This is a genomic window from Rathayibacter sp. SW19 (assembly GCF_030866825.1).
Taxonomy (GTDB): Bacteria; Actinomycetota; Actinomycetes; order Actinomycetales; family Microbacteriaceae; genus Rathayibacter_A; species Rathayibacter_A soli.
Map to the genome: position 1 here is coordinate 132,482 of NZ_CP133020.1, position 19,727 is coordinate 152,208.

Sequence of the window (19,727 nt, forward strand, 5' to 3'; positions counted from 1 at the left end):
CCTCTTGCCCTTCTTGTCGGCCGCTAACATGGCGACATGACTGAGCTTTCTCGCCGGAGGGTTCTCGCGCTGGGCGCTGCAGGCGCTGCCGGGCTGCTTTTAAGCGGATGTGCTCCGGCGAATCCCGCATACACGCCGACTCCGACGGTGACCCCCGTCGGCCCACCCGACTGGACTGCGCTCGCCGGCTCGATCACCGGAAAGCTGTTTCGGCCGGGGCAGAGCGGATATGATCAGGCCAAGCTCACGCAGAACCCGAGCTACGACAACGCGCAACCGCTGGCCGTTCTGAGCGCGGCGGCCGCGGCGGATGTCGCCTCGGCGCTGGCATTCGCCACGAAGTACCGGGTGCCGCTCGCGCTGCGAGCCGGCGGCCACAGCTACCCCGGTTGGTCGTCGGGCGGGGCATCCGGAACCGGAATGCCATCGTCGCTTGTGATCGACACCAGCGGTCTGAATCAGGTGACCGTTGCGGCGGACGGAACCGCAACGGTGGGTGCCGGCGCATCCCTCGCAGAGGTGTATTCGACACTCGGCAACGCAGGCAGGGCGCTCGCAGGCGGCTCATGCGCCACGGTCGGCGCGGCCGGTTTGACGCTGGGCGGCGGCGTCGGTGTGCTCGTGCGCGCATACGGCCTGACCTGCGATGCGCTGACCGCTGCGCAGATCGTCACGGCTGACGGCACGATCCGCACGGTGAACTCGAGCACAGACTCCGACCTGTACTGGGCGTGCCGCGGCGGTGGCGGCGGGCATCTCGGAGTCGTCACCTCGCTCACCTTCAGCACCCGGCCGGCACCGCAGGTGACGATGTTCTACCTGAGCTGGTCGATGGCGTCGGCGGCATCCGTCATTGCGGCGTGGCAGAATTGGGCCCCGGCTGCAGACCCGAAGCTGTGGGCAACGCTCAAACTGCTCGGCGGGCAGAGCCACTCCGGCGGACCGGGCATCTCGATGTCGGGCACCTGGATCGGGGACCCCGGTGCGCTCGATGCGCAGTTTGCGCCGTTCCTTGCAGCAATCGACGGAGCGCTGACCGAGAAGGACGTCAACACGCGCAGCTACCTCGACGCGATGATGCGTTACGCAGGCTGCGCGAATACGCCGGTCACGCAGTGCAACACGGCTCCAGGTGGCGCACTGACCCGCGAACCGTTCGCCAACACGTCGCACGTTGCCTACCAGCCGTTGACCAGTGCCGGTATCGCAGCGTTGATCGCTCAGGTGCAGACGGCGCAGGCCGTGCCCGGCCTGACGGAAGGCGGGATCTCGATGGATGCGCTCGGCGGCGCTGTCGCATCCCTCGCCCCGGACGCCACCGCCTTCGTTCATCGCAAGGCACTGATGACGGTGCAGTACACGTCGACCTTCGCGGTCGGCGCGGACCCGGCGCCGTACTTCGACTACGTGCGCGGATTCCGCACGGCGATGACGCCGTACTGGGGGCAGAGCGCCTATGTCAACTATGCGGACGCGACGCTGGCGAACCCGTCGGCAGCGTATTTCGGCGACAACGCTACGCGTCTGAAGCAGATCGCGCAGAAGTATGACCCGAAAGGGCTATTCACTCAGCCGCAAGGCTATTAGTCGCGGGTCTCGATACGCTCGCCCTTCGGCAAGCTCAGGGACCGTCGACCACCGTGGTGGTGGTCGAGTAGCGCGCGAGGGACGAGCACGCGTATCGAGACCTCGTGCGTTGGTCCTCGGCTCTACTCGATCGCCGGAGGCTTGTACTCCGAGTCGAGCACCGCGTAGATCGCCATGTCGTGCCACTCACCGTCGACGAGTTCGCGTTCGCGCAGCAATGCCTCTTGGCGCATCCCGACGAGTTCGCACAGCCGAGCGGATGCCTCATTCCTGGCATCGAGCTCTGCGAAGACCCGGTGTGCACCGAGTGTGTTGAAGCACAGATCGAGCAGCGCGTGCGCAGCCTCTGTGGCGAACCCGTGTCCGTGAGCCGCAGGGTGAAAGACCCAACCGACTTCGAACTGCGCATCCGCCTTGCTCTTCAGAAACACGCTGACGTCGCCGATTGCCCGGCCATTCTCGCCCTCACCGGCTGCGTCGGGCAGCTCGACGGCGTAGATGAGCCCGTCACCGTCATGGGTGAGCTGGTCCATAGCCAGACGCTTCACGAGGTTGCGCGACGGCTCATCGTGGTCGTGCACCTCCCAGCGCAGGTAGCGCACAACGGCCTTGCGCTTCTGGTACTCGGCGTGCATCGAATCGAGGTCGTCCTTGGTCAACGGACGAAGGACCAACCGCTTAGTGATCAGTTCACTGGGAAGATACGGGAGGGAGCCGTCGGCCCGCTCTCTTGTCTGCGTCGTTGTGTCGGACATCGCCGCGCCGTCCTCTCGCATCAGCAATAGTGGTTAACTCAACACCGAAAGGCGTGGTTCGAGGGTACCGCTTTCTACGAGGCCTCTTGACCACTTTCGACCGCCCGCAAGCGCCCAGCGCCAGTTGCCGACTCGGGCTCGATCGCGACGCCGAAGACGGCGTTCGCTCCGGAGATGAAGGTGTCGGCTTCTCCGTTCCTCGCCAGCTCTCGTGCTCGAACGGATGGCGTGTGCAGCAGGACCCCGACCAGGTGGCGCAGCGCCGCCTCAGTCTGCGCCGTGTCGGCGGTTTCGCTATCGTGATGGGCGCGCAAACGGTCGATTTCAGCGTCGAGCACCCCGAACACGTGTGAGCGCAACGCCACGAGTGCCGGTTCGACTTGCTGCTCGGCGGTCTGCGCTGCGAATGCCGCGGCTGCCTGACCGACGATGGCACGGGCATCCGCCTCTGCGCCGAGTTCCTTCAGCGGCGCGTGCAGGCTGATGGTCTCCAGGTCGAGCAATTCGACGCCGGCCACGCGGGCAACGGCCGGATCCACGTTGCGAGGCAGGCCGAGGTCGATGATCAATCGGCGCTGTAGCGCGCCGGGCAGCTGCATCGCGGCATCCAGCGTCGCTCGGTCGAGAATCACGGTGGGGGCGACGCTGCACGTGACGACCAGGTCGGAGGAGGCGACGGCATCCGCAAGACCGGTGGTCGGCACCGCAGCGATGCCGTGGCTCGTTGCGAACGTGGCAGCGCGCCCTGTGCGTGAAAAGACGCGAATGTCTGTTGCACCGCGGTCGCGCAGCGCGGCCAAGCTCGCTCCGGCATACGCGCCGGTACCCACGAGGAGCACGCGGGCTTGCGCCCAATCCGTGATGCGGCTTGCGGCGAGTTCCAGGGCGAGACGCACGATTGAGCGGCCGGCGCTGGCGATGCCGGTGTTGTTCTTCACCCCGCGGGAGGTGCGGGCGGCGGTTTGGAACAGGCGATCGAGGTCGCGGGTTACCGTGCCGGCTGCGCGTGCCGCATGCAGGGCGCGGCGCACCTGGCCGGCGATCTCGCCCTCCCCGACGACGATGGATTCCAGGCCGCTCGAGACGGCGAACAAATGCTCGGCGACGCCACGGTCGCAGATCACGGTGCTGGCCGCGCGCAACTCGTCTTGATCGATCTGGGACGCGGAGCTGATCGCATCGATCAGGGTTTCGACCGCAACTGCGCGCGCTGCGGTGAGCGGTTCGTCGATGTCGAGGTACGCCTCGAAGCGGTTGCAGGTGGCGAGCACGACGCTGCCGGAGATTAGTTCAGGGCGCTGGGTACTCAGTGCATCGGTGATCGCACCGGCGTGCCGCTCGAGCCGTTCGAGGAGGTCGAATCGGGCGGTGTGATGATTCGAGGTGAAGCAGACAAGCACGAAGGGAAGCCTACGCTTGCGCGGCGCCGACCTCGAATCGTGATGTCACGGTTACGGACCCGGCTGGGCGCGGGCCTCGGGCGCACAATTCACCGAGGCGCACACGTTGCTGTAGTGAGCAATGCGCTCGCGTGCGCAATCCGCGGTGCACAATGTGCTCATGACGCGATACGCGATCGATGTTGTCACCGCGATCCGAATGGTGCGTGAAGGCGTTGCCGTGCCTCGGGAACACCAACTCGTTGCCCCGAATCGGCTGCGCTCGGACGCGCTTTCCATCTTGTATCGTGCCGTCCGCTCGGGCGACCTGAGCGAGAGCGACGCTCGCGCACAGCTTGACGGAATCACGACCATGCGCATCCGCTTGCTCGGCGACCGAGTGTCGCGCGCGACCGCCTGGCACATTGCTGCGCAACTCGACTGGGACGACACGGCGGGCGCGGCCGAGTACGTCGCCGTCGCCCAATTGCAGGCGGATGCCTTCGTCACCGTCGACGCGCACCTCGCGCGTGCCGTCGCGCATTCCGGCATCGTTGCGGTGGCCCCGTTCGAGGTGCTGGTCTCGCCGTTGGATTGACCGTGGTTGGAGCACACCGGTCCTCGCCCACCAGATCACTCGGGATCCTTACGCGCTGGATTTTCTCGCGATCGATAGCGATGCGGCCGGGCGAGAGCTCGAGGAGCGGGATCCGTGCTGTCAACGACATCGATCGTGGTGACCTCGTCGAATTGGCGGGGTCATCGATAGTGATCAACGATGTACGCCGTGGATAACTCCACCGCGATTGCCCGGCCTAAGGCTTGCTTAGCGCTTTCGCCAGCACTTTTCGCGGCGCGAGCTGTGCGCACTACCACAGTCGTGATGTTTCAGTCCTTGGTCATGACGCCCAAGCGTTGCGGTAGTCGCTGGGCGAGGTGTGCAGGTGGCGGTTGAAAGCAGCACGGAGGCCTGCGGCTGTGCTGAACCCGCATTCGGCGGCGATCATATCCACGGTCAGTTCGGTGCGTTCAAGCAGTTCTTGGGCGCGTCGGAGTCGTTCGCGCACCAGCCACTCGCCGGGAGTCTGCCCGCAGGTGTTGAGGAATCGGCGCGTGAGCTGCCGCTCGCTCAGGTGGGCTTGTGCGGCCAGTTCTCGCAGACGGATCGGTTCTGCGAGGTGTTGCAGCGCCCATTCGGTGACTACAGACAGAGGCGTGGCCTCACGCGCTTCAACAGGAGCAAGCATGTACTGGGCCTGATCAGCAGTGCGGTGGGGCGGTGTCACCATGCGTCGGGCAAGGGCATTGGCGACGGCAGTGCCGCGATCTTGCCGAACCAACTCTAGGCAGAGGTCGATCGCCGCCGCCGTACCGGCAGAGGTGTGAATACCGTTATCTTCGGCGTAGATCACGGTCGCATCGACGTTGACACGCGGATAACGGCGGGCCAGCTCTTGAGCGTGCATCCAGTGGGTTGTGGCGCGCCGACCGTCGAGCAGTCCAGCCTCCGCGAGGACGAACGCGCCGGAGCAAATCGAGGCGATCCTCGCACCACGCTTGTGCGCTTCGCGCACGGCTTCTACGAGCGCGGCTGGCTGGTGTTCGTGGACGTTGGTGCAGGCGGGAATGATCACGGTGTCTGCGAGCACCAGATCGTCCAACGTGGCCTCGGTTTCGGTGACGAAGCCTCCCGCGATCCGGGTCTTCGGGACGCCCGCGCAGACCTTGAACTCATACCAAGGATCAGACAGCTCCGGTCGGGCGATCCCGAACACTTCGCAGGGCACGGCGAGTTCGAAGATTGGTGCGCCGGGCATCACTGCAAGTGCGACACGATGCATGTCTGTTTTGTTGCGCATGGCGTCTACTATGCCACTCGTCAGGATCATGCGACAGCGATCGAATGAGGGCATGACTTCTGACACGACATCCTCAGCGCACTCGCCTACTGATGGGGCTCCGACCGGAACGATCGGTCTCTGGCAGGGCGTCGCCTTGTATGTGTGTGCCATTCTCGGAGCTGGCGTACTCGTGTTGCCCGGGCAAGCAGCTTCACTTGCAGGCCCCGCCTCGCTCCTCGCGTGGCTGTTCAGTGCGCTGATGGGGGTGCCCCTCGCGTTCACCTTCGCAGCGCTCGCCTCCCACTTTCCCGACGCAGGAGGCGTCGCCACTTACACGGCTCGCGCATTCGGCACCGCGGCCGGTGGTGTCACCGGGTGGTGGTACTTCATCGCCGGCTCAGTGGGTCAAACCATTGTGCCGCTCACTGCTGGGTACTACGTCGCCGCTGCGGTCGGGCTCGATCAACGATGGGCGCCAGCGTTCGCGGCCGGAGTGCTCCTCATCGCCGTACTCGCAAATCTCGCAGGGATGAAGATCAGTGCTCGTGTGCAGATCGGGCTTGCCCTTGGTGTCGCCACAATACTGATCGCGGTGATCCTGGTCGCACTCCCGCAGATCGAACTCACGACATTCTCACGGTTCACCCCGAATGGCGTAGCGGGGATCGGGCAAGCCGTCATTATTCTCTTCTTCGCGTTCGCTGGCTGGGAGGCCATCGCGCACCTGTCCGCCGAGTTCCGAAACGTCCGTCGCACGCTCCCGCTTGCAACACTCTTGACCATCGTCATCGTCACCGCGCTCTACCTGAGTGTCGCTTTCGCCGTGGTCGGCACCGGAAGCTATGGCACGCGGGCACTCGACCGTGTATCGCTCGGTGCCATCATCCAACATGGTCTTGGGCTGTCGGCCGTCGCCGTCGTCGCCATCTGCGCGGTCGTAATCTGCCTAGGCACAACGAACGCGTTTGTTGCTTCAGTATCTCGTCTGGGGTACGCACTCGGCCGCGATGGCTGGGCACCTCGACGCCTTGCTCGGCAGAACAAGAACGGCGTGCCCGGAATCGCCATCCTCGCAGTTGGCGGCATCGGTGCAGCGGGACTGATCGGTTCTGCGGTCTTCGATTGGGGAACGGACGATATCGTGTTCATCCCCTCCGTGCTCGTGCTCACGACCTATCTCCTTGGATCTGCCGCAGCCATCAGAATCTTTACCGGCACCAAGCGACTTGTAGCTGTCATCGCGGTCATTATGTTGGCGGTGACGGTTCCATTTGCCGGATGGCACTTGGTGGTTCCGCTCGTGATTGCCGTATTGGTGGTGCTTCGGCGGCTGGTTGGTCGATTGCACCCTCGATCAAAAGAACCGCCCGTCAATCGAGAAGAGCAGATCTCTCGCTACGAGCTGGCTGAGCAACTCAAGCGTGTACGACGTGACTCTCTCGAATGGATGCGGTACCGCTTCCACGTGTGACTTCAGCGAACGTCCGAGACGCGGGGTTCCTATCGCCACGGGCATCGAAGCTGCGCCGATTACGGTTCCTCCTGCGAACTGCATCGATTCCGCCACGTTCACGGCACCCGGGCCGCCCTGGCTTTGCCTCCGCCGTCACTTATCAAGATCACGTCGGGGTCGATGAGGTTGATAAGTGCTTGGATATCGCCGGTCGTCGCGGCGATCACGAATCGTTTGACGATCTGAGCGTGTTCATTGGGGTCCACTCTGTGCGATCGTCGACGGGAGCGCACCTGGTCGCGCGCCGATGGGCATGGAAGTCGGTGTCTTTGCTCATCCCCTCACATTCGGTTTCTCGGGTTCCGGGGTGGCGGGAGCCGGTGCGCCGGCCCATCGTCCGCGAAGTGAATCCCGCGCACCACACCACCTCGTGCACTCCCAGCTCGCCGGCGAGATCAGGCGCTGGAGAAACGGTCGCATGCTAATGAATGGTCGCGCCGAGTCGTTGTAGTCCGACTCGAAGGCGGGCGCGAGACCCCGCAGCGAACTCATGCAGCCGGATGCCTTCCACGAACACGTCCCGCGGATTGATCAACACGACGTTCATGTGACCCTCCGTAGCCCCCGAGGCCAAACGGTTCGCGGCGATAACTCCGGCAAATCCGCACCCGACCGCGATCACCTTGTGTTATACCACACCCTGCTCCCGTCATTGTTCCTGGTGTCATACATACGACACGAGGCATGGCTGGTTTGTGACGGGGCAGATGGACCGGCTTCCGCTTACGTTCGTGAAGTATGGCCCAATGGGACGTTTGCTCCGTCTGTTCGAATGGCCGCCACGTCGGCTGGCAACAACTCGGCTGCTGTCGCGATCACTGCCGAGTTGACTGAGCCATCACGCACGCTGCCGCTGACCATTAAAACGCTTGCCATCAATCAACCGTATGCGAACCGGCAGACACGAGACGGGCCGTTCACGATCTCTCGGCTAACGGGCAGGTCTCTCGTCGGGTATCTTGCCGGCTTCGGAGAGAATGGTGCCACGTTGTTGCTGGTGACTGGTCATCCCGTTGCACTTCGAGGGCTGGGCACACTTCATGAACCACGCAATCAGTCTCCAGACCGCGTTCGAGCGCATCCGCTTCGCAAAGCGGCCAGCGACGGCCGCAACAAGGAAAGAACCATACGACCCGGCGTTACATGCCCACCTCTCGATCTAACAGCTCACCTAGGTAGATGGCCAAATGGTGATGACCAGATTGTGGTTCTCAGATTGCCGTTGTCGATGACCGTTTTTTGGTGTTTGGAGCTTTCTTGGATTGGCGGTGGGCTGTGAGCGTGAGAAGAATCAGGCAGGCGAAAGCGATGAGGACAGCGGATAGCTCGACGGTGGTGGTGAGCGGGATTCGGGTCGCCAGGAATCCGACGCCGATGACCGGCAGCCCGACGCCGAGGTAGATGATGATGTAGAAGCTGGAGAGGACCTCCGCATGCCGGTGGGCCGGTGCCACCTGATTGACCGCTGTCAGCCCCCCGAGATACGCCAGTCCTTGCCCTATTCCGGCCAGCGAAATGGCAAGGACAAACAAGAGCAGTGATGAGGTGAATCCTGCTGATGTCAGGGCGAGCAGACCTGCGGCGAGGATCGGCAGGCCGACAGTTTCGAGTTTGTGGGGCGGACGCCTGTATCCGATGAGTTGCGCACAGGCCGAGCAGGCCAGCATGAGCGCGACGGCGGCTCCGCCCAGCAGCAGGTTGCTGCTTCTGGCGACAGTAGCGATGTAGCTGGGGATCAGGGTGAGGAAGAGTGCCAGGACAGTGAAGGCGAAAAAGCTGACGACTCCGCTGGTGGCGAAGACCGGGCGTAGCGCTGCCGGGATGTGCGGGCGGGTCGGATGCCACCGTCCGCGTTCCTGTTTGTTGGGCAGGGTCAGAATCACGGCGGCAGCGGGGACGAGTAAGACGATTTCTACGGCATATGGCAACACCAGCGGGTACGAAGCGTATTGGGCCAGCCAGCCGGCCAGAAGCGGGCCGGCTCCGAGGCCGCAGACGGTGCCTACGGTGGAGATGAGGGCAGCCTTGCGCCGGTCGCCGGTCGGTTCTAGGTCGACGAGGGCGGCGATCAGCGCCCCGGAGGCCGCCCCCAGGGCGACGCCCTGCAGAATTCGTGCGCCGAAAAGCCACCAGGTACCGGCCGCCAGGGCGAAGATGGCCGAACCGGCTGCGGCCAGCAGCACGGCGGCCAGCAGTACAGGACGGCGTCCCACCGCGTCGGACAGCGGGCCGATCAGCAGAAGCGAGGGGATCAAGGCGGCCACGTAGACGGCGAAGATTAGCGTGACCATCAGCGGCGTGAATCCGAACGCTGTCTCGTAACTTCGGTACAGGGGCGTGGGCAGGTTGCTGCCGGCAGATAAGACCACCGACGTGTACGCGACTCCCCAGAACTTCCAGCGCTGTGACAATCCGGTCCTGCGCATGACCAACCTTTCCCAACTGCATGTTCGACATTTGCGAACATATCATGATGTTCGGAAATTGTGAACATTGGAGTAGCATAGGGAGCATGGCCAGTCGAACAGCCACCGACCTGACGCACCCCGAACGCGACGAGTTGCGGTTCGTCGATGTCGCGGCGGCCGTTAGCGATCCGATGAGATTGGTGATCATCGCCCGGCTCGCAGATTGCGGGCCGAGTGGGGAACTGGCATGCTCCGCGTTCGAATTGCCGATCAGCAAGTCCACGCAAAGCGGCCACTTCCGCACCCTTCGTGAAGCGGGAGTCATTCGGCAACGAGTGGAAGGAACACGCAAACTCAATCGATTGCGCCGCGACGACCTCGATGCCCGATTCCCAGGACTCCTCGACCTCGCCATCCCACAGGGAAGACAAGCCGCGATCGACTGGAATATCCCCGCACCCGACAACTTCGCTGCTGGAACTGTGCGCTAAGCAGGTATCCAGTCAGCGCTCGTGAGTACGGTTCGGCTACCGTGTCGCTGTGTATGGTTCGTCGTCCCCGCGCGCCTGCGGGCGATGCCATCCGTGCACTAGAACTCACTGCTTTGCTAGAGCGGCTTGCCCAGGTGATGCACACCAGCTACATCCCGATCTGGCTGATCAAGCCCATCGCCCGCCTTGACGACCCGCGACCAGTGGATGCGATTCGCGACGGGGACTACCGCAGCGTCTCCCGCCTTGTCGCCGCGCTCGAGGAAGCGCCCGCCGCGTAAGTTCCCGCCGCATAAATGCCCATCCTCGACGTTGACGAAGGTGCCGTACACGGCGTCTTCGTGCGCCACATCCCACACAACGCCGATTCGTTCTACCAGCCGCCCGACCCGCCTGACGGCCGCTGGCAGCATGGCAGCGTCATCGCGGCGCGGCGGATGTGCTTCGCACACGGCGCGGGAGCGTCGGCCTGGCGCAGGGAACGACGGGGAATCCGGCGGTAGGCCCGTGCGTGCGGCAGCGCGCACACAGCCGGAGGCTGACAGAATCAAACCGTGACATCTCGACGCCCCGACAATCCGCGCGAACTCGACCCGGCGCATCCGCTCGTTTCAGGGCGCACTGCGCAAACGCGCCTGGTGCGCGCATATCAGGGAGAGCGCACGCCGATCACTCCGGTGTGGTTCATGCGGCAGGCCGGCCGCTCGCTGCCTGAATACCGGGAACTGCGCGTCGGCAGCAGCATGCTCGAGGCGTGTCTCGATCCGCAGCTCGCAGCCGAGATCACCGTGCAACCCGTGCGCAGACACGGCGTCGACGCGGCGATCTTCTTCAGCGATATCGTCGTTCCGTTGCGGCTTGCCGGCGTCGAGGTCGAGATCGTGCCCGGCACCGGGCCGGTCTTCAGCCATCCGATTCGCACCGCGGCGGATGTCGCCGCCCTACCCACGCTCGACCCCGCCGCGCTTGCACCGGTCGAGGCCGGCGTGCGCGAAGCGGTGCGGCTGCTCGCCGAACTCGGGGCGGGCGACACCCCGCTGATCGGCTTCGCAGGTGCACCGTTCACCCTCGCGGCCTATCTCGTTGAAGGCGGGCCATCGAAGGATCACATCCGCGCGCGCACCCTCATGCACGCCGAACCGGATGCCTGGCACGCTCTCATGCAGTGGGCGGCAGACACCACGGGGGCGTTCCTGCGTGTGCAGGTGCTCGCCGGTGCCAGTGCGGCTCAACTGTTCGACTCGTGGGCCGGGTCGCTCTCACTGGAGGATTATGCGCGGTCGGTGGCACCGGCATCCGCTCGGGCCGTGCGGCCGGTGCGCGGGCTCACCTATGGTGTGCCGAGCGACAGCGGCGCGGACGGTGCTGCTCGCACGCAACGCAACGTGCCGGTCGTGCACTTCGGGGTCGGCACCGGCGAGCTGCTGAAAGCCATGCACGAGATCGGCGCAGATGTGGTGGGCATCGACTACCGGATTCCGCTCGACGAGGCCAGTCGGCGGCTCGGCCACGTCGTTCCGCTGCAGGGAAACATCGACCCCGCGATGCTGGATGCACCGTGGCCCGTTCTCGAGGCACACGTGCGCGACGTGCTGGCCCGCGGTGCGAACGCGCCATCGCACGTGCTCAATCTGGGCCACGGGGTTCCGCCGCAGACCGATCCGGCCGTGCTGACGCGGCTTGTCGAGTTCGTGCACGGCCTCGGCGAGGCTGGTGGGGCCGGCACGGCCGGTGAGGCCGGCGGGGCTCACCGGCTCGGCGAGGCCGGCGGCGCTGACCGGCTCGGCGAGGCCGGCGCGTGAGCGAACCGCTGGATCGAGCACTCACCGAGCCGGAGACGCGAGTCGTGATCATCGGCGGCGGAGTCGCAGGCCTGGTCGTTGCGCGCGAATGTGCGCGGCCGGGGTTCCGGGTGACGGTGGTTGAGGCATCCGAAGACTTAGGCGGCACCGTCGCCCGCGCCACGGTGGCCGGTCTGCCCATCGATACAGGGGCCGAGAGCTTCGCGACGCGCGGCGGGCACGTCGCTGCACTGCTCGAAGAACTCGGCCTCGGAGACAAAGTCGAGAGCCCGAACCCGGCCGGAGCCTGGCTGCAACTGCGCGACAGAGCAGCGCCTTTGCCGGCAGGCAGCCTGCTCGGCGTGCCGGGGTCGCCGCTCGCCACGGATGTCATCGCCGCCATCGGCTGGCGTGGCGCATTGCGCGCATACCTCGACCGGCTAATGCCGGTGATGAAAATCGGGCACGACCAGAACTTCGGCAGACTCGTGCGGCGACGGATGGGCTCCGCCGTGCTCGAGAAACTCGTCGCGCCGGTCACCACGGGCGTGTACTCGGCCGACCCGGATCAGCTCGACGTCGCGGCAGCCGCGCCCGGCCTCAACCAGGCACTGACGCGCACCGGCTCGCTCTCCGGCGCCGTCACGGAGCTCCGCTCGGCCGCCGCTCGATCCGCTGCGGCCGAGCAGGATGCCTCGAAACCGGGCGCGACGAATCCGGGCGCGACGAATCCGGGTACCTCGAAACCGGGCGCTGCGAAACCGGGTGCGGCCGTTGCCGGATTGCGCGGCGGAATGTTCCTGCTTGTCGAGACCCTCGAAGCGGATGCGCGCGCTCGCGGCGCAGAGCTCCGCACCGGCGCGCGGGTGGCCGCGATTGGGGCGGTGTCCGCGCGTGCGGAACTGCCGACCGAGCAGGTGACGAGTGCTCGGTCGCCAGCCGACGAACCCGCGCCCGCCAGGGACTCGGAGCGCATAGAGTCAGCATTCGCTGGGCGTGTCGAGGGGCCGAGCGATCTCGCTTCCGAGCGCGAGCGGCCAGCACGGTGGCGAGTGGAGCTGGCCGATGGCGAGGCCCTGTCGGCCGACGTAGTGGTGCTCGCAACACCGGCCGCGGAGGCGCTCGGGCTGTTGCATGGTGCAGCATCCGGCGCAGTTGGCGCATCTGACGGCACCGCTGGATTGGCCGAGCTGGCTGGGCGGCCCGACCTGGCTGGGCGGCCCGATCTGGCCGGGCTCGCGGACTTGGCTGGGCTTGCCGACCTGGAATGGCCGCGTGGCACGCCAATCGAGCTGGCCACGTTGGTGCTCGATGAGCCCGCTCTCGATGCGGCACCGCGCGGGAGCGGCGTGCTCGTCGCCGCTGAAGCGGACGTTCGCGCAAAGGCACTGACGCACGCGACCGCGAAGTGGCCCTGGCTCGCCGAGCTTGCCGGGCGAAGAGCACCCGGACGGCAGGTTGTCAGGCTGTCATATGGGCGTGTCGGCTCGGCGCCGAACATCGAACAGCCCGACTCGACGGTTGACCTGAGCGATGCGGAGTTTCGTGAACTGGCGCTCCGAGATGCGTCGGTGCTCCTCAATATGCCGCTGCGGGCATCCGCGTTGGCCGGGTTCGCGCGCACGCGCTGGGTTTCGGCACTTCCGCATGCCGTGATTGGGCAACGGGACAGGGTCGCGGCTGTGCGCGCGAGTGTTGCGGCGGTCGCCGGACTCGAGGTCGCCGGGTCATGGCTGGCGGGCACGGGATTGGCATCAGTCGTTCCGGATGCGAAGGAGGCGGCAGCCCGGGTCCGGGGGCTACGCTGGAGGTTACTGACCGAAATGGACTGACGATCGGGGTCACAATGAAGGGCAAGCTTCTCTTCGTCGCGGGGGCGGCAGTCGGCTACGTGTTCGGTGCACGCGCCGGGCGCAAGCGATACGAACAGATTAAGAGCGCGGCCCAGGCGGTCTGGGAGACCGACGGCGTGCAGAACCAGGTGCAGCAGGTACAAGACTTCGCGGCGCAACGCGTCGGAGAAGTTCCGGGCGCACTGCTCAACGGAGCGAAGAAAGTATTTACGACGGTCTCCGGACTGACCAAAGACGCGGCACCCCGGCCAGATTCGACAGGCGCGGGTTCGACCGGCGCAGGTTCGACAGGGCCGGAATCCGCAGGATCGGCGGCAACGACCTCCGCGAAGAAGCCCGCAGCGAAGAAGCCTACGGGGCGGAAACCTGCAGCGAAGAAGACCCCGCCTGCCGACGCGGAGATGTGAGCAACGCCGAAAGAACGGTGAGAGACATGACGGCAGACCCAGGACCGCTGAATGAACCCCGCAAGGGTTCGCGCTCACTTGTCGCACTGATTCGCGAGCTGCCCGGGCTGTTCATCGCCTTGGCCAAGGCCGAATTGACCCAATTCACCGCAGCGCTGAAGAAGAAGGCGATACATGCCGGTATCGGCATAGGCCTTGTCGCAGTTGCTCTGTTGCTGCTTTTCTTCACGCTCGCCGTGCTGATCGCTGCGGCCGTGCTTGGGCTAGCCGTCGTGTTCCCGGGGTGGCTTGCGGCGTTGATCGTCGCGGGCGCCTTATTGGTGATCGTCGTTGTTCTGGTGCTCATCGCGATGTCATCGTTCAAGAAGATCCCTCCGCTGGTGCCGCCGGAAACCGTCGCCAGCGTGAAGGAAGACCTCAACGCGATCAAGGGGATGGGCAAATATGACCGCTGATCGAGTGAGCGAAGTGCAACGGACGCGTGCCGAACTCGTCGAGGCCCTGAACGCCATCGAAGACAAAGCGAATCTCCCACGGCGCGCAAAGCGCGCGCTTCGGGTGTTGCGCGAAGACTACCCACTGGCATCCGTGGCGGTTGCGGTTGTCGCGGTCGCCGCTGTCGGCGCTGCGACCTGGATTGCGGTAAGCAGGCTGCGCAACCGCTGACGCGTGTCGTGTCGGGCCAGCCGCGTCGGCTTCGCCACATCGTGCGCTACTTCGTGCGCCATGCGCCGGTTGAAGTGGCGCACGACGCCGCGAGTGGCGCACCGCGCGGGCACATCACGGCCGTCGGGGCATTTCTCGCACACGTGTGCGAAATGTGATAGAATGAATGCAGTGAATCGTTCTTCTGTGCCCTCATCTCGGGGAAAACTCCGTCTGGTGGAGCGGCCGTCTGGTGACCCTCGTGCGCAGCGCACCAGAGACCAGATCTTCAGTGCCGTGCAGACGCTGGCGTCTGAACACTCGGAATCGACGAACTCGAATGCGTCAAAGTCAGACGCGTCGAAGTCGGAGGCGTCGAAGTCGGACACCTTGAACGTGAGTGACATCGTGCGTGTTGCAGAGATCAGTCGCAGCACGTTTTATGCGCATTTCAGCGACGTCGACGAATTGGCTGTCGCCTTTCTGCAGGCTACATTCACGGAGCCCAGTGTGTCCGGCGCCGATTTGCGGATCGCCGGTGAGGCATCCGATCAGACTGCGCGACGCGGTTACCGCCAGTTGGTTGCCCACATCGTCGATCACTATTCCGTCTACCAGAGCACGTTGACATTGGCGCCGATGCGCAAGGCCTACGACGACGCCGTCGCCGCCCAGGCCCGCGCGCTCGTGCTCACGATCGCTGAGCCCATGGCGAAGCCGCGGGACGTGCGGCTCGACGCGGTCGCTGCATACGCAGCGGGTGGCGCGATCGCGCTGATCCGCGAATGGCTCGACGGTTCCCTCAGCATGTCCGACGACGAACTCGTGGAACAACTTGTGGCCATGTTGCCGCCATGGCTGTTGCCGCCTCGGCTTCTACCGCCGAGCGCGTAGCGATCGGCCCACAATCTTCGACGCGGCGATCCCGTGTCGACGACCGAAACAACGAAAGTGAAGATGCATGATTCTCGAAATTGGTGAAACTCTGGTCTACCCGCATCACGGTGCTGTGACCGTCACGGGCAAGGCGATCAAGAAGGTCAAGGGCGAGGAGAAGACATACATCACGCTGCACGTTCACACCAGTGAACTGACCATTCAGCTGCCTGTCGATAACTTCGAACTGGTCGGTGTGCGTGACGTGATCGACAGTGAGGGCGTCTCAGAGGTCTACGGCGTGCTGCGCGCAGACGTCGTCGAGGAGCCCACGAACTGGTCCCGCCGCTACAAGGCGAACCAGGAGAAAATGGCCAGCGGCAGTGTCATCCGAGTCGCGGAGGTTGTGCGCGACCTGTGGCGTCGCGAGAACAGCGGCGGCGTTTCCGCCGGTGAGAAGCGGATGCTGCTCAAGGCACGTCAGATCCTCGAATCCGAGCTTGCGCTCGCGCTCAAAGGTTCGGGCGGCGACGCGGCCGCAGCACTCGACGAGGTACTGGCGACGCCCGCGGCGTAGGCCGTTTCGGTCTGCGGCGTGCCATTCCGGCGCGCCAATACTGAAGCGCGCCAATACTGAAGCGCGCCAATACCGAAGCGCGCCAATACCGAAGCGCGCCGGTACTGAAGCGCGCCGATTAAGCGGCGCGCCTCGTCTCGAGCCCGGTCACATGGCGCGTTCGCGCTGCGTCCGCGCGCGCATGCCACGTGACCAGCAGCTCCTCGATGGCGCTGTTTGTCATCTCGGTCGGATGATGGGCCAACTGGTCCGCGAACTCAGCGCGCTCTTCGCGGCTCAGGGTCCTCGCCCATGGGAATGCGACAAGGAGGCGGGAGTCTGCTTCCAGAGCGCGCAATACCGACTCATCGACATGCGCGCCGGCGCGTGCCTGGTGTGGGGCGGCAGTCGCCGCCCGGTTTTGTTGAGTCTTCACAACCGTTACAACACCGTGACACGCCGGTTTATTCTCGGGCGAGGTGCAGCCAGTGCATAGCCGAACCATCGGAGTTGCGCGGGTCGCGCCGCGGCGCGGTGCGGCGGCAAGCGACCACGTGATCCGGCGCGCCGCGTGCCGGCCCGTGTGCCGTCCTTCCTGCCAACCTGTGTGTCGCAGGTAGCGCTTTTGCTCTCACGACGATCTAGAGAGAGACTGTCAGGTATGACGAACCCGGCTGCCGCCGAGGCAGCATCTGCACCACAGACTCCCAGCGCCCCAATTGAACAACCCGATGGATACACCCTCTGGGCCGTGTTCCGTCGCGACCCGTCGAACCCCGACGATCTCGACGGGAGCGATGTGCCCGAGGCCGTCGCGCAACTGAACGCCATCGTGCGTTCCGTTGAAGACGAGGGTGTGAGCATCCGCGGCTTTTACGATGTTTCCGGCCTGCGGGCTGACGCCGACCTGATGGTGTGGCTGCACGGCCCTGTTCCCGAGACGCTGCAGTGGGCGATCCGCCAGCTGCGCCGCGCGCAGCTGCTCAAGTCGCTTCTGCCGGTCTGGAACGCGATGGGCGTGCACAGGGGGGCCGAGTTCAACAAGTCGCACGTTCCGGCTTTCCTGCGCGACACCGAACCGAAAGGCTGGCTGGCCGTCTACCCGTTCGTGCGTTCGTACGACTGGTACCTGCTTGCGCCCGAGGATCGCAGCCGAATGCTCTCCGAGCACGGCAGGCGCGGTGCCGCGTATCGCTCGGTGCTCTCGAACACGGTTGCGGCGTTCGCGCTCGGCGACTACGAGTGGATCGTGCCGTTGGAGTCGGATGAGCTGACCGACCTCGTCGATCTGATGCGCGACCTGCGCGCTGTGGACGCCCGACTGCACGTGCGCGAAGAGATCCCGTTCTTCACGGGGCGCCGCGTCGAGACGGCGGAGATCCCGGAGATTCTGCAGTGACGGATTTCGATGCGATCCTGCTGGCCGGCTTCATCTGGGTGGCGCAGTGCCGGGGGGTGCTGCAGTGACGGATTTCGATGCGATTCTGCTGGCCAGCTTCGGCGGGCCCGAAGGGCAGGATGACGTCATCCCGTTCCTGCGCAATGTGACTCGAGGGCGCGGCATTCCGGATGAGCGCCTCGAAGAAGTCGCAACGCACTACCGCCACTTCGGCGGTGTCAGCCCGATCAACGCGCAGAACCGTGCGTTGAAGGCCGCTCTCGAAACCGAACTGGCGCGGCGCGGAATCGACCTCCCGGTGTACTGGGGCAATCGCAATTGGGCGCCGTACTTCGCGGACACGGTGCGCGCCGCTCACGCCGCAGGCGATGACCGGCTGCTGGCCGTTGTCACGAGCGCGTACACGTCATACTCCGGCGTCGGTCAGTACCGCGAAGACTTCGAACAGGCGCTCGCCGACGTCGAGGTAAGCGGTGACGCGCGGGGCGTCACCATCGATCGCGTCCGCGAATACTTCGACCACCCCGGCTTCGTCACACCCTTCATCGAGGGCGTGCGTGCGGCGCTCGAACGGCTCAGTGCCCCTCCCAGCACTGCCCCTCCCAGCAGTGCCCCTCCCAGCACTGCCCCTCCCAGCAGTGCCTCTCCCAGCAGTGCGGATGCTGTTGCCCGCGATTCCCTGCACCTCCTGTTCGTGACGCACTCGATCCCGACCACGGCGGCAGACGCATCCGGTGCAGAGTCCGCTGCTACTGAGTTCGGGCCGGGCGGCGCTTACGTCGCCCAGCATCGTGCGGTGGCAGAGGTCATCGCCCGTGAAGCCGCGCCGGGGCTGCCGTATTCGCTCGTCTACCAGTCGCGGTCGGGGTCGCCGCAAACGCCGTGGCTTGAACCGGACATCAATGACGCGATCGACGAGCTCGCGGCTGGCGGGCAAGTGAGGGCCGTCATCATCGTGCCGTTCGGCTTCGTCAGCGACCACATGGAAGTGCTCTGGGATCTTGACAATGAGGCCAAAGCCACTGCAACACGGCACGGCATTCTCGCCGAGAGGGTGCCGACACCCGGCACGCACCCCGCGTTCGTCGCCGGTCTCGTGGATCTGATTCTCGAACGGCTGAACGACGTGCCCGATGCCGACCGCGCACGCCTGACTCCTCTCGGCCCCTGGCCGGACCAGGCGAGCGTCGGTGCTCGTGAGGAGTCCCGAGCACGATGACGAATGCGCTGCGCATCGGTACCCGCGGAAGCGAGCTGGCGCTCGCGCAGACGCGCGCGATCGCGAAGTCCCTGGGCGCGGCATCCGGTCTCGAGGTCGAGATCGTCACAGTCACAACGCACGGGGACACCTCGCGCGAGTCCCTTTCGGCACTGGGTGGAACCGGTGTGTTCGCGAGTGCCCTGCGCGATGCGCTGTTGGACGGGCGCTGCGACGCCGTCGTGCACTCGCTCAAGGATCTGCCGACGGTGGCGGTTCCCGGTCTCACGATCGGCGCGATCCCTCGCCGAGCGGATGCCCGCGATGTGCTCTGCGCTCGCGACACATTGACACTGCACACACTCCCGAGCGGTGCCCGGGTCGGCACCGGCTCGCCTCGGCGCATCGCCCAGCTGCGGCAGGCGCGACCGGATGTCGAGGTCATCGACATCCGCGGCAACGTCGACACCCGGCTGAATCGCGTTTTCGGTGTCGATGCGACGGATGCCGATGCCCTCGACGCGATCATCCTCGCCGCTGCCGGGCTCGGCCGGCTTGGCCGAGCTGAGGCTGCAACGGACATGTTCTCGCTCTCCGACTGGCCGACCGCGCCGGGGCAGGGCGCGCTGGCGATCGAGGTGCGAGACGCCGACGCCCACGGTCGAGGCGCGCTCGCGGCGGCGTTGGCATCCGTCAATCATGTGACGACGAACGCGTGCGCGAGCGCAGAGCGGCTCGTGCTGGCCGGATTGGACGCCGGATGCTCCGCGCCGATCGGCACGACCGCGCAATTCGACGACGGCCTGTTCTTTCTCACGGCCACCGTGTACAAACCGGATGGCACGCAGCGGATCACCAGTTCGCACGCTGCGACGCCCGACGCAACGACGTTGACTGCGCTTCTGGATACCGCCCGTGAGGTGTCTGAGCGGGTCGTCGCTGAGTTGCTTGAGGCAGGCGCTGGTGAATTGGCCCCGTCGCTATCGAGCGCGCCGAGGCCGCCGAGTGCGCCTGGCACACCGGGCAACGCGTCATGAT

Annotated in this window: 23 protein-coding genes; 16 read left to right on the plus strand and 7 right to left on the minus strand. The window is 65.4% G+C overall.

Translation table 11 applies throughout. The features are described 5' to 3' along the window. Nucleotides 1-36 precede the first annotated feature (36 nt). Entirely contained in the window at nt 37-1,587 is a 1,551-nt protein-coding gene (locus QU604_RS00650; protein WP_308466869.1) for an FAD-binding oxidoreductase, read from the plus strand. Nucleotides 1,588-1,709: 122 nt separating this feature from the next. Here QU604_RS00650 and QU604_RS00655 read toward each other — a convergent pair whose 3' ends face one another. Together QU604_RS00655 and QU604_RS00660 are read right to left on the minus strand one after the other, a co-directional pair. Next, nucleotides 1,710-2,342 (minus strand): GNAT family N-acetyltransferase, encoded by a 633-nt coding sequence (locus QU604_RS00655; RefSeq protein WP_308466870.1) that lies wholly within the window; start codon nt 2,340-2,342, stop codon nt 1,710-1,712. A 74-nt stretch (nt 2,343-2,416) separates the two neighbouring features. Further along, entirely contained in the window at nt 2,417-3,742 is a 1,326-nt protein-coding gene (locus tag QU604_RS00660) for a glutamyl-tRNA reductase (RefSeq protein ID WP_308466871.1), read from the minus strand. A gap of 160 nt (nt 3,743-3,902) precedes the next feature. Between QU604_RS00660 and QU604_RS00665 the strand changes: the two genes are divergently transcribed. Beyond that, on the plus strand, nt 3,903-4,319 hold the full coding sequence (locus QU604_RS00665; protein WP_308466872.1) for a hypothetical protein: 417 nt from the start codon (nt 3,903-3,905) through the stop codon (nt 4,317-4,319). A gap of 301 nt (nt 4,320-4,620) precedes the next feature. On the opposite strand, the gene QU604_RS00670 is transcribed toward QU604_RS00665, so the two are convergent. After that, nucleotides 4,621-5,580 (minus strand): GlxA family transcriptional regulator, encoded by a 960-nt coding sequence (locus tag QU604_RS00670; RefSeq protein WP_308466873.1) that lies wholly within the window; start codon nt 5,578-5,580, stop codon nt 4,621-4,623. 52 nt (nt 5,581-5,632) lie between these two features. Between QU604_RS00670 and QU604_RS00675 the strand changes: the two genes are divergently transcribed. After that, on the plus strand, nt 5,633-7,033 hold the full coding sequence (locus QU604_RS00675; RefSeq protein WP_308466874.1) for an APC family permease: 1,401 nt from the start codon (nt 5,633-5,635) through the stop codon (nt 7,031-7,033). Between the two features lie 98 nt (nt 7,034-7,131). On the opposite strand, the gene QU604_RS00680 is transcribed toward QU604_RS00675, so the two are convergent. The 3 genes from QU604_RS00680 to QU604_RS00690 all read right to left on the minus strand — a co-directional run bounded on the left by QU604_RS00680 (nt 7,132) and on the right by QU604_RS00690 (nt 9,501). Then, entirely contained in the window at nt 7,132-7,281 is a 150-nt protein-coding gene (locus QU604_RS00680) for a hypothetical protein (RefSeq protein WP_308466875.1), read from the minus strand. A 215-nt stretch (nt 7,282-7,496) separates the two neighbouring features. Beyond that, a complete protein-coding gene (locus tag QU604_RS00685) occupies nt 7,497-7,622 on the minus strand; it encodes a hypothetical protein (RefSeq protein WP_308466876.1) in 126 nt (41 codons plus the stop codon). Between the two features lie 664 nt (nt 7,623-8,286). Beyond that, on the minus strand, nt 8,287-9,501 hold the full coding sequence (locus QU604_RS00690; RefSeq protein ID WP_308466877.1) for an MFS transporter: 1,215 nt from the start codon (nt 9,499-9,501) through the stop codon (nt 8,287-8,289). 86 nt (nt 9,502-9,587) lie between these two features. Here QU604_RS00690 and QU604_RS00695 point away from each other — a divergent pair, with 86 nt between their 5' ends. The 10 genes from QU604_RS00695 (at nt 9,588) to QU604_RS00740 (ending at nt 16,113) form a co-directional block, all read left to right on the plus strand. Further along, on the plus strand, nt 9,588-9,974 hold the full coding sequence (locus QU604_RS00695; protein WP_308466878.1) for an ArsR/SmtB family transcription factor: 387 nt from the start codon (nt 9,588-9,590) through the stop codon (nt 9,972-9,974). A gap of 53 nt (nt 9,975-10,027) precedes the next feature. Next, entirely contained in the window at nt 10,028-10,255 is a 228-nt protein-coding gene (locus QU604_RS00700; protein ID WP_308466879.1) for a hypothetical protein, read from the plus strand. Nucleotides 10,256-10,270: 15 nt separating this feature from the next. Further along, nucleotides 10,271-10,477: a hypothetical protein gene (locus QU604_RS00705; protein WP_308466880.1), complete on the plus strand. Its 207-nt coding sequence runs from the start codon at nt 10,271-10,273 to the stop codon at nt 10,475-10,477. 51 nt (nt 10,478-10,528) lie between these two features. Continuing rightward, the gene (gene hemE / locus QU604_RS00710; RefSeq protein WP_308466881.1) at nt 10,529-11,776 is read left to right on the plus strand and encodes a uroporphyrinogen decarboxylase; all 1,248 of its coding nucleotides are present in this window, start codon (nt 10,529-10,531) and stop codon (nt 11,774-11,776) included. Continuing rightward, nucleotides 11,773-13,587 (plus strand): protoporphyrinogen/coproporphyrinogen oxidase, encoded by a 1,815-nt coding sequence (locus tag QU604_RS00715; protein ID WP_308466882.1) that lies wholly within the window; start codon nt 11,773-11,775, stop codon nt 13,585-13,587. Before hemE ends, QU604_RS00715 begins: the two co-directional genes overlap by 4 nt. A 14-nt stretch (nt 13,588-13,601) precedes the next feature. Next, nucleotides 13,602-14,015 carry a hypothetical protein gene (locus QU604_RS00720; RefSeq protein ID WP_308466883.1) on the plus strand — a complete coding sequence of 138 codons (414 nt, stop codon included), beginning with the start codon at nt 13,602-13,604 and terminating at the stop codon, nt 14,013-14,015. Nucleotides 14,016-14,041: 26 nt separating this feature from the next. Next, a complete protein-coding gene (locus QU604_RS00725) occupies nt 14,042-14,470 on the plus strand; it encodes a phage holin family protein (RefSeq protein ID WP_308466884.1) in 429 nt (142 codons plus the stop codon). After that, the gene (locus QU604_RS00730; protein ID WP_308466885.1) at nt 14,460-14,681 is read left to right on the plus strand and encodes a hypothetical protein; all 222 of its coding nucleotides are present in this window, start codon (nt 14,460-14,462) and stop codon (nt 14,679-14,681) included. The genes QU604_RS00725 and QU604_RS00730 overlap by 11 nt, the downstream gene beginning before the upstream one ends. A gap of 216 nt (nt 14,682-14,897) precedes the next feature. Continuing rightward, nucleotides 14,898-15,554, plus strand: a complete 657-nt coding sequence (locus QU604_RS00735; RefSeq protein ID WP_308466886.1) for a TetR/AcrR family transcriptional regulator — start codon at nt 14,898-14,900, stop codon at nt 15,552-15,554. A gap of 67 nt (nt 15,555-15,621) precedes the next feature. Continuing rightward, a complete protein-coding gene (locus tag QU604_RS00740; protein ID WP_308466887.1) occupies nt 15,622-16,113 on the plus strand; it encodes a CarD family transcriptional regulator in 492 nt (163 codons plus the stop codon). A gap of 118 nt (nt 16,114-16,231) precedes the next feature. Here the strand turns inward: QU604_RS00740 and QU604_RS00745 are convergent, their stop codons facing one another. Beyond that, nucleotides 16,232-16,528: a hypothetical protein gene (locus QU604_RS00745; RefSeq protein WP_308466888.1), complete on the minus strand. Its 297-nt coding sequence runs from the start codon at nt 16,526-16,528 to the stop codon at nt 16,232-16,234. Nucleotides 16,529-16,753: 225 nt separating this feature from the next. Here QU604_RS00745 and hemQ point away from each other — a divergent pair, with 225 nt between their 5' ends. From hemQ to hemC, 3 genes are read left to right on the plus strand one after another with little or no spacing between them, the layout of a single operon-like run. Then, nucleotides 16,754-17,491, plus strand: coding sequence for a hydrogen peroxide-dependent heme synthase (hemQ, locus tag QU604_RS00750; protein WP_308466889.1), 738 nt, complete (start codon nt 16,754-16,756; stop codon nt 17,489-17,491). Nucleotides 17,492-17,525: 34 nt separating this feature from the next. Next, complete coding sequence (locus QU604_RS00755) at nt 17,526-18,710, plus strand: ferrochelatase (RefSeq protein ID WP_409350050.1); 1,185 nt, start codon at nt 17,526-17,528, stop codon at nt 18,708-18,710. Further along, a complete protein-coding gene (hemC, locus tag QU604_RS00760; protein ID WP_308466891.1) occupies nt 18,707-19,726 on the plus strand; it encodes a hydroxymethylbilane synthase in 1,020 nt (339 codons plus the stop codon). The genes QU604_RS00755 and hemC overlap by 4 nt, the downstream gene beginning before the upstream one ends. Nucleotide 19,727: the final 1 nt, after the last annotated feature.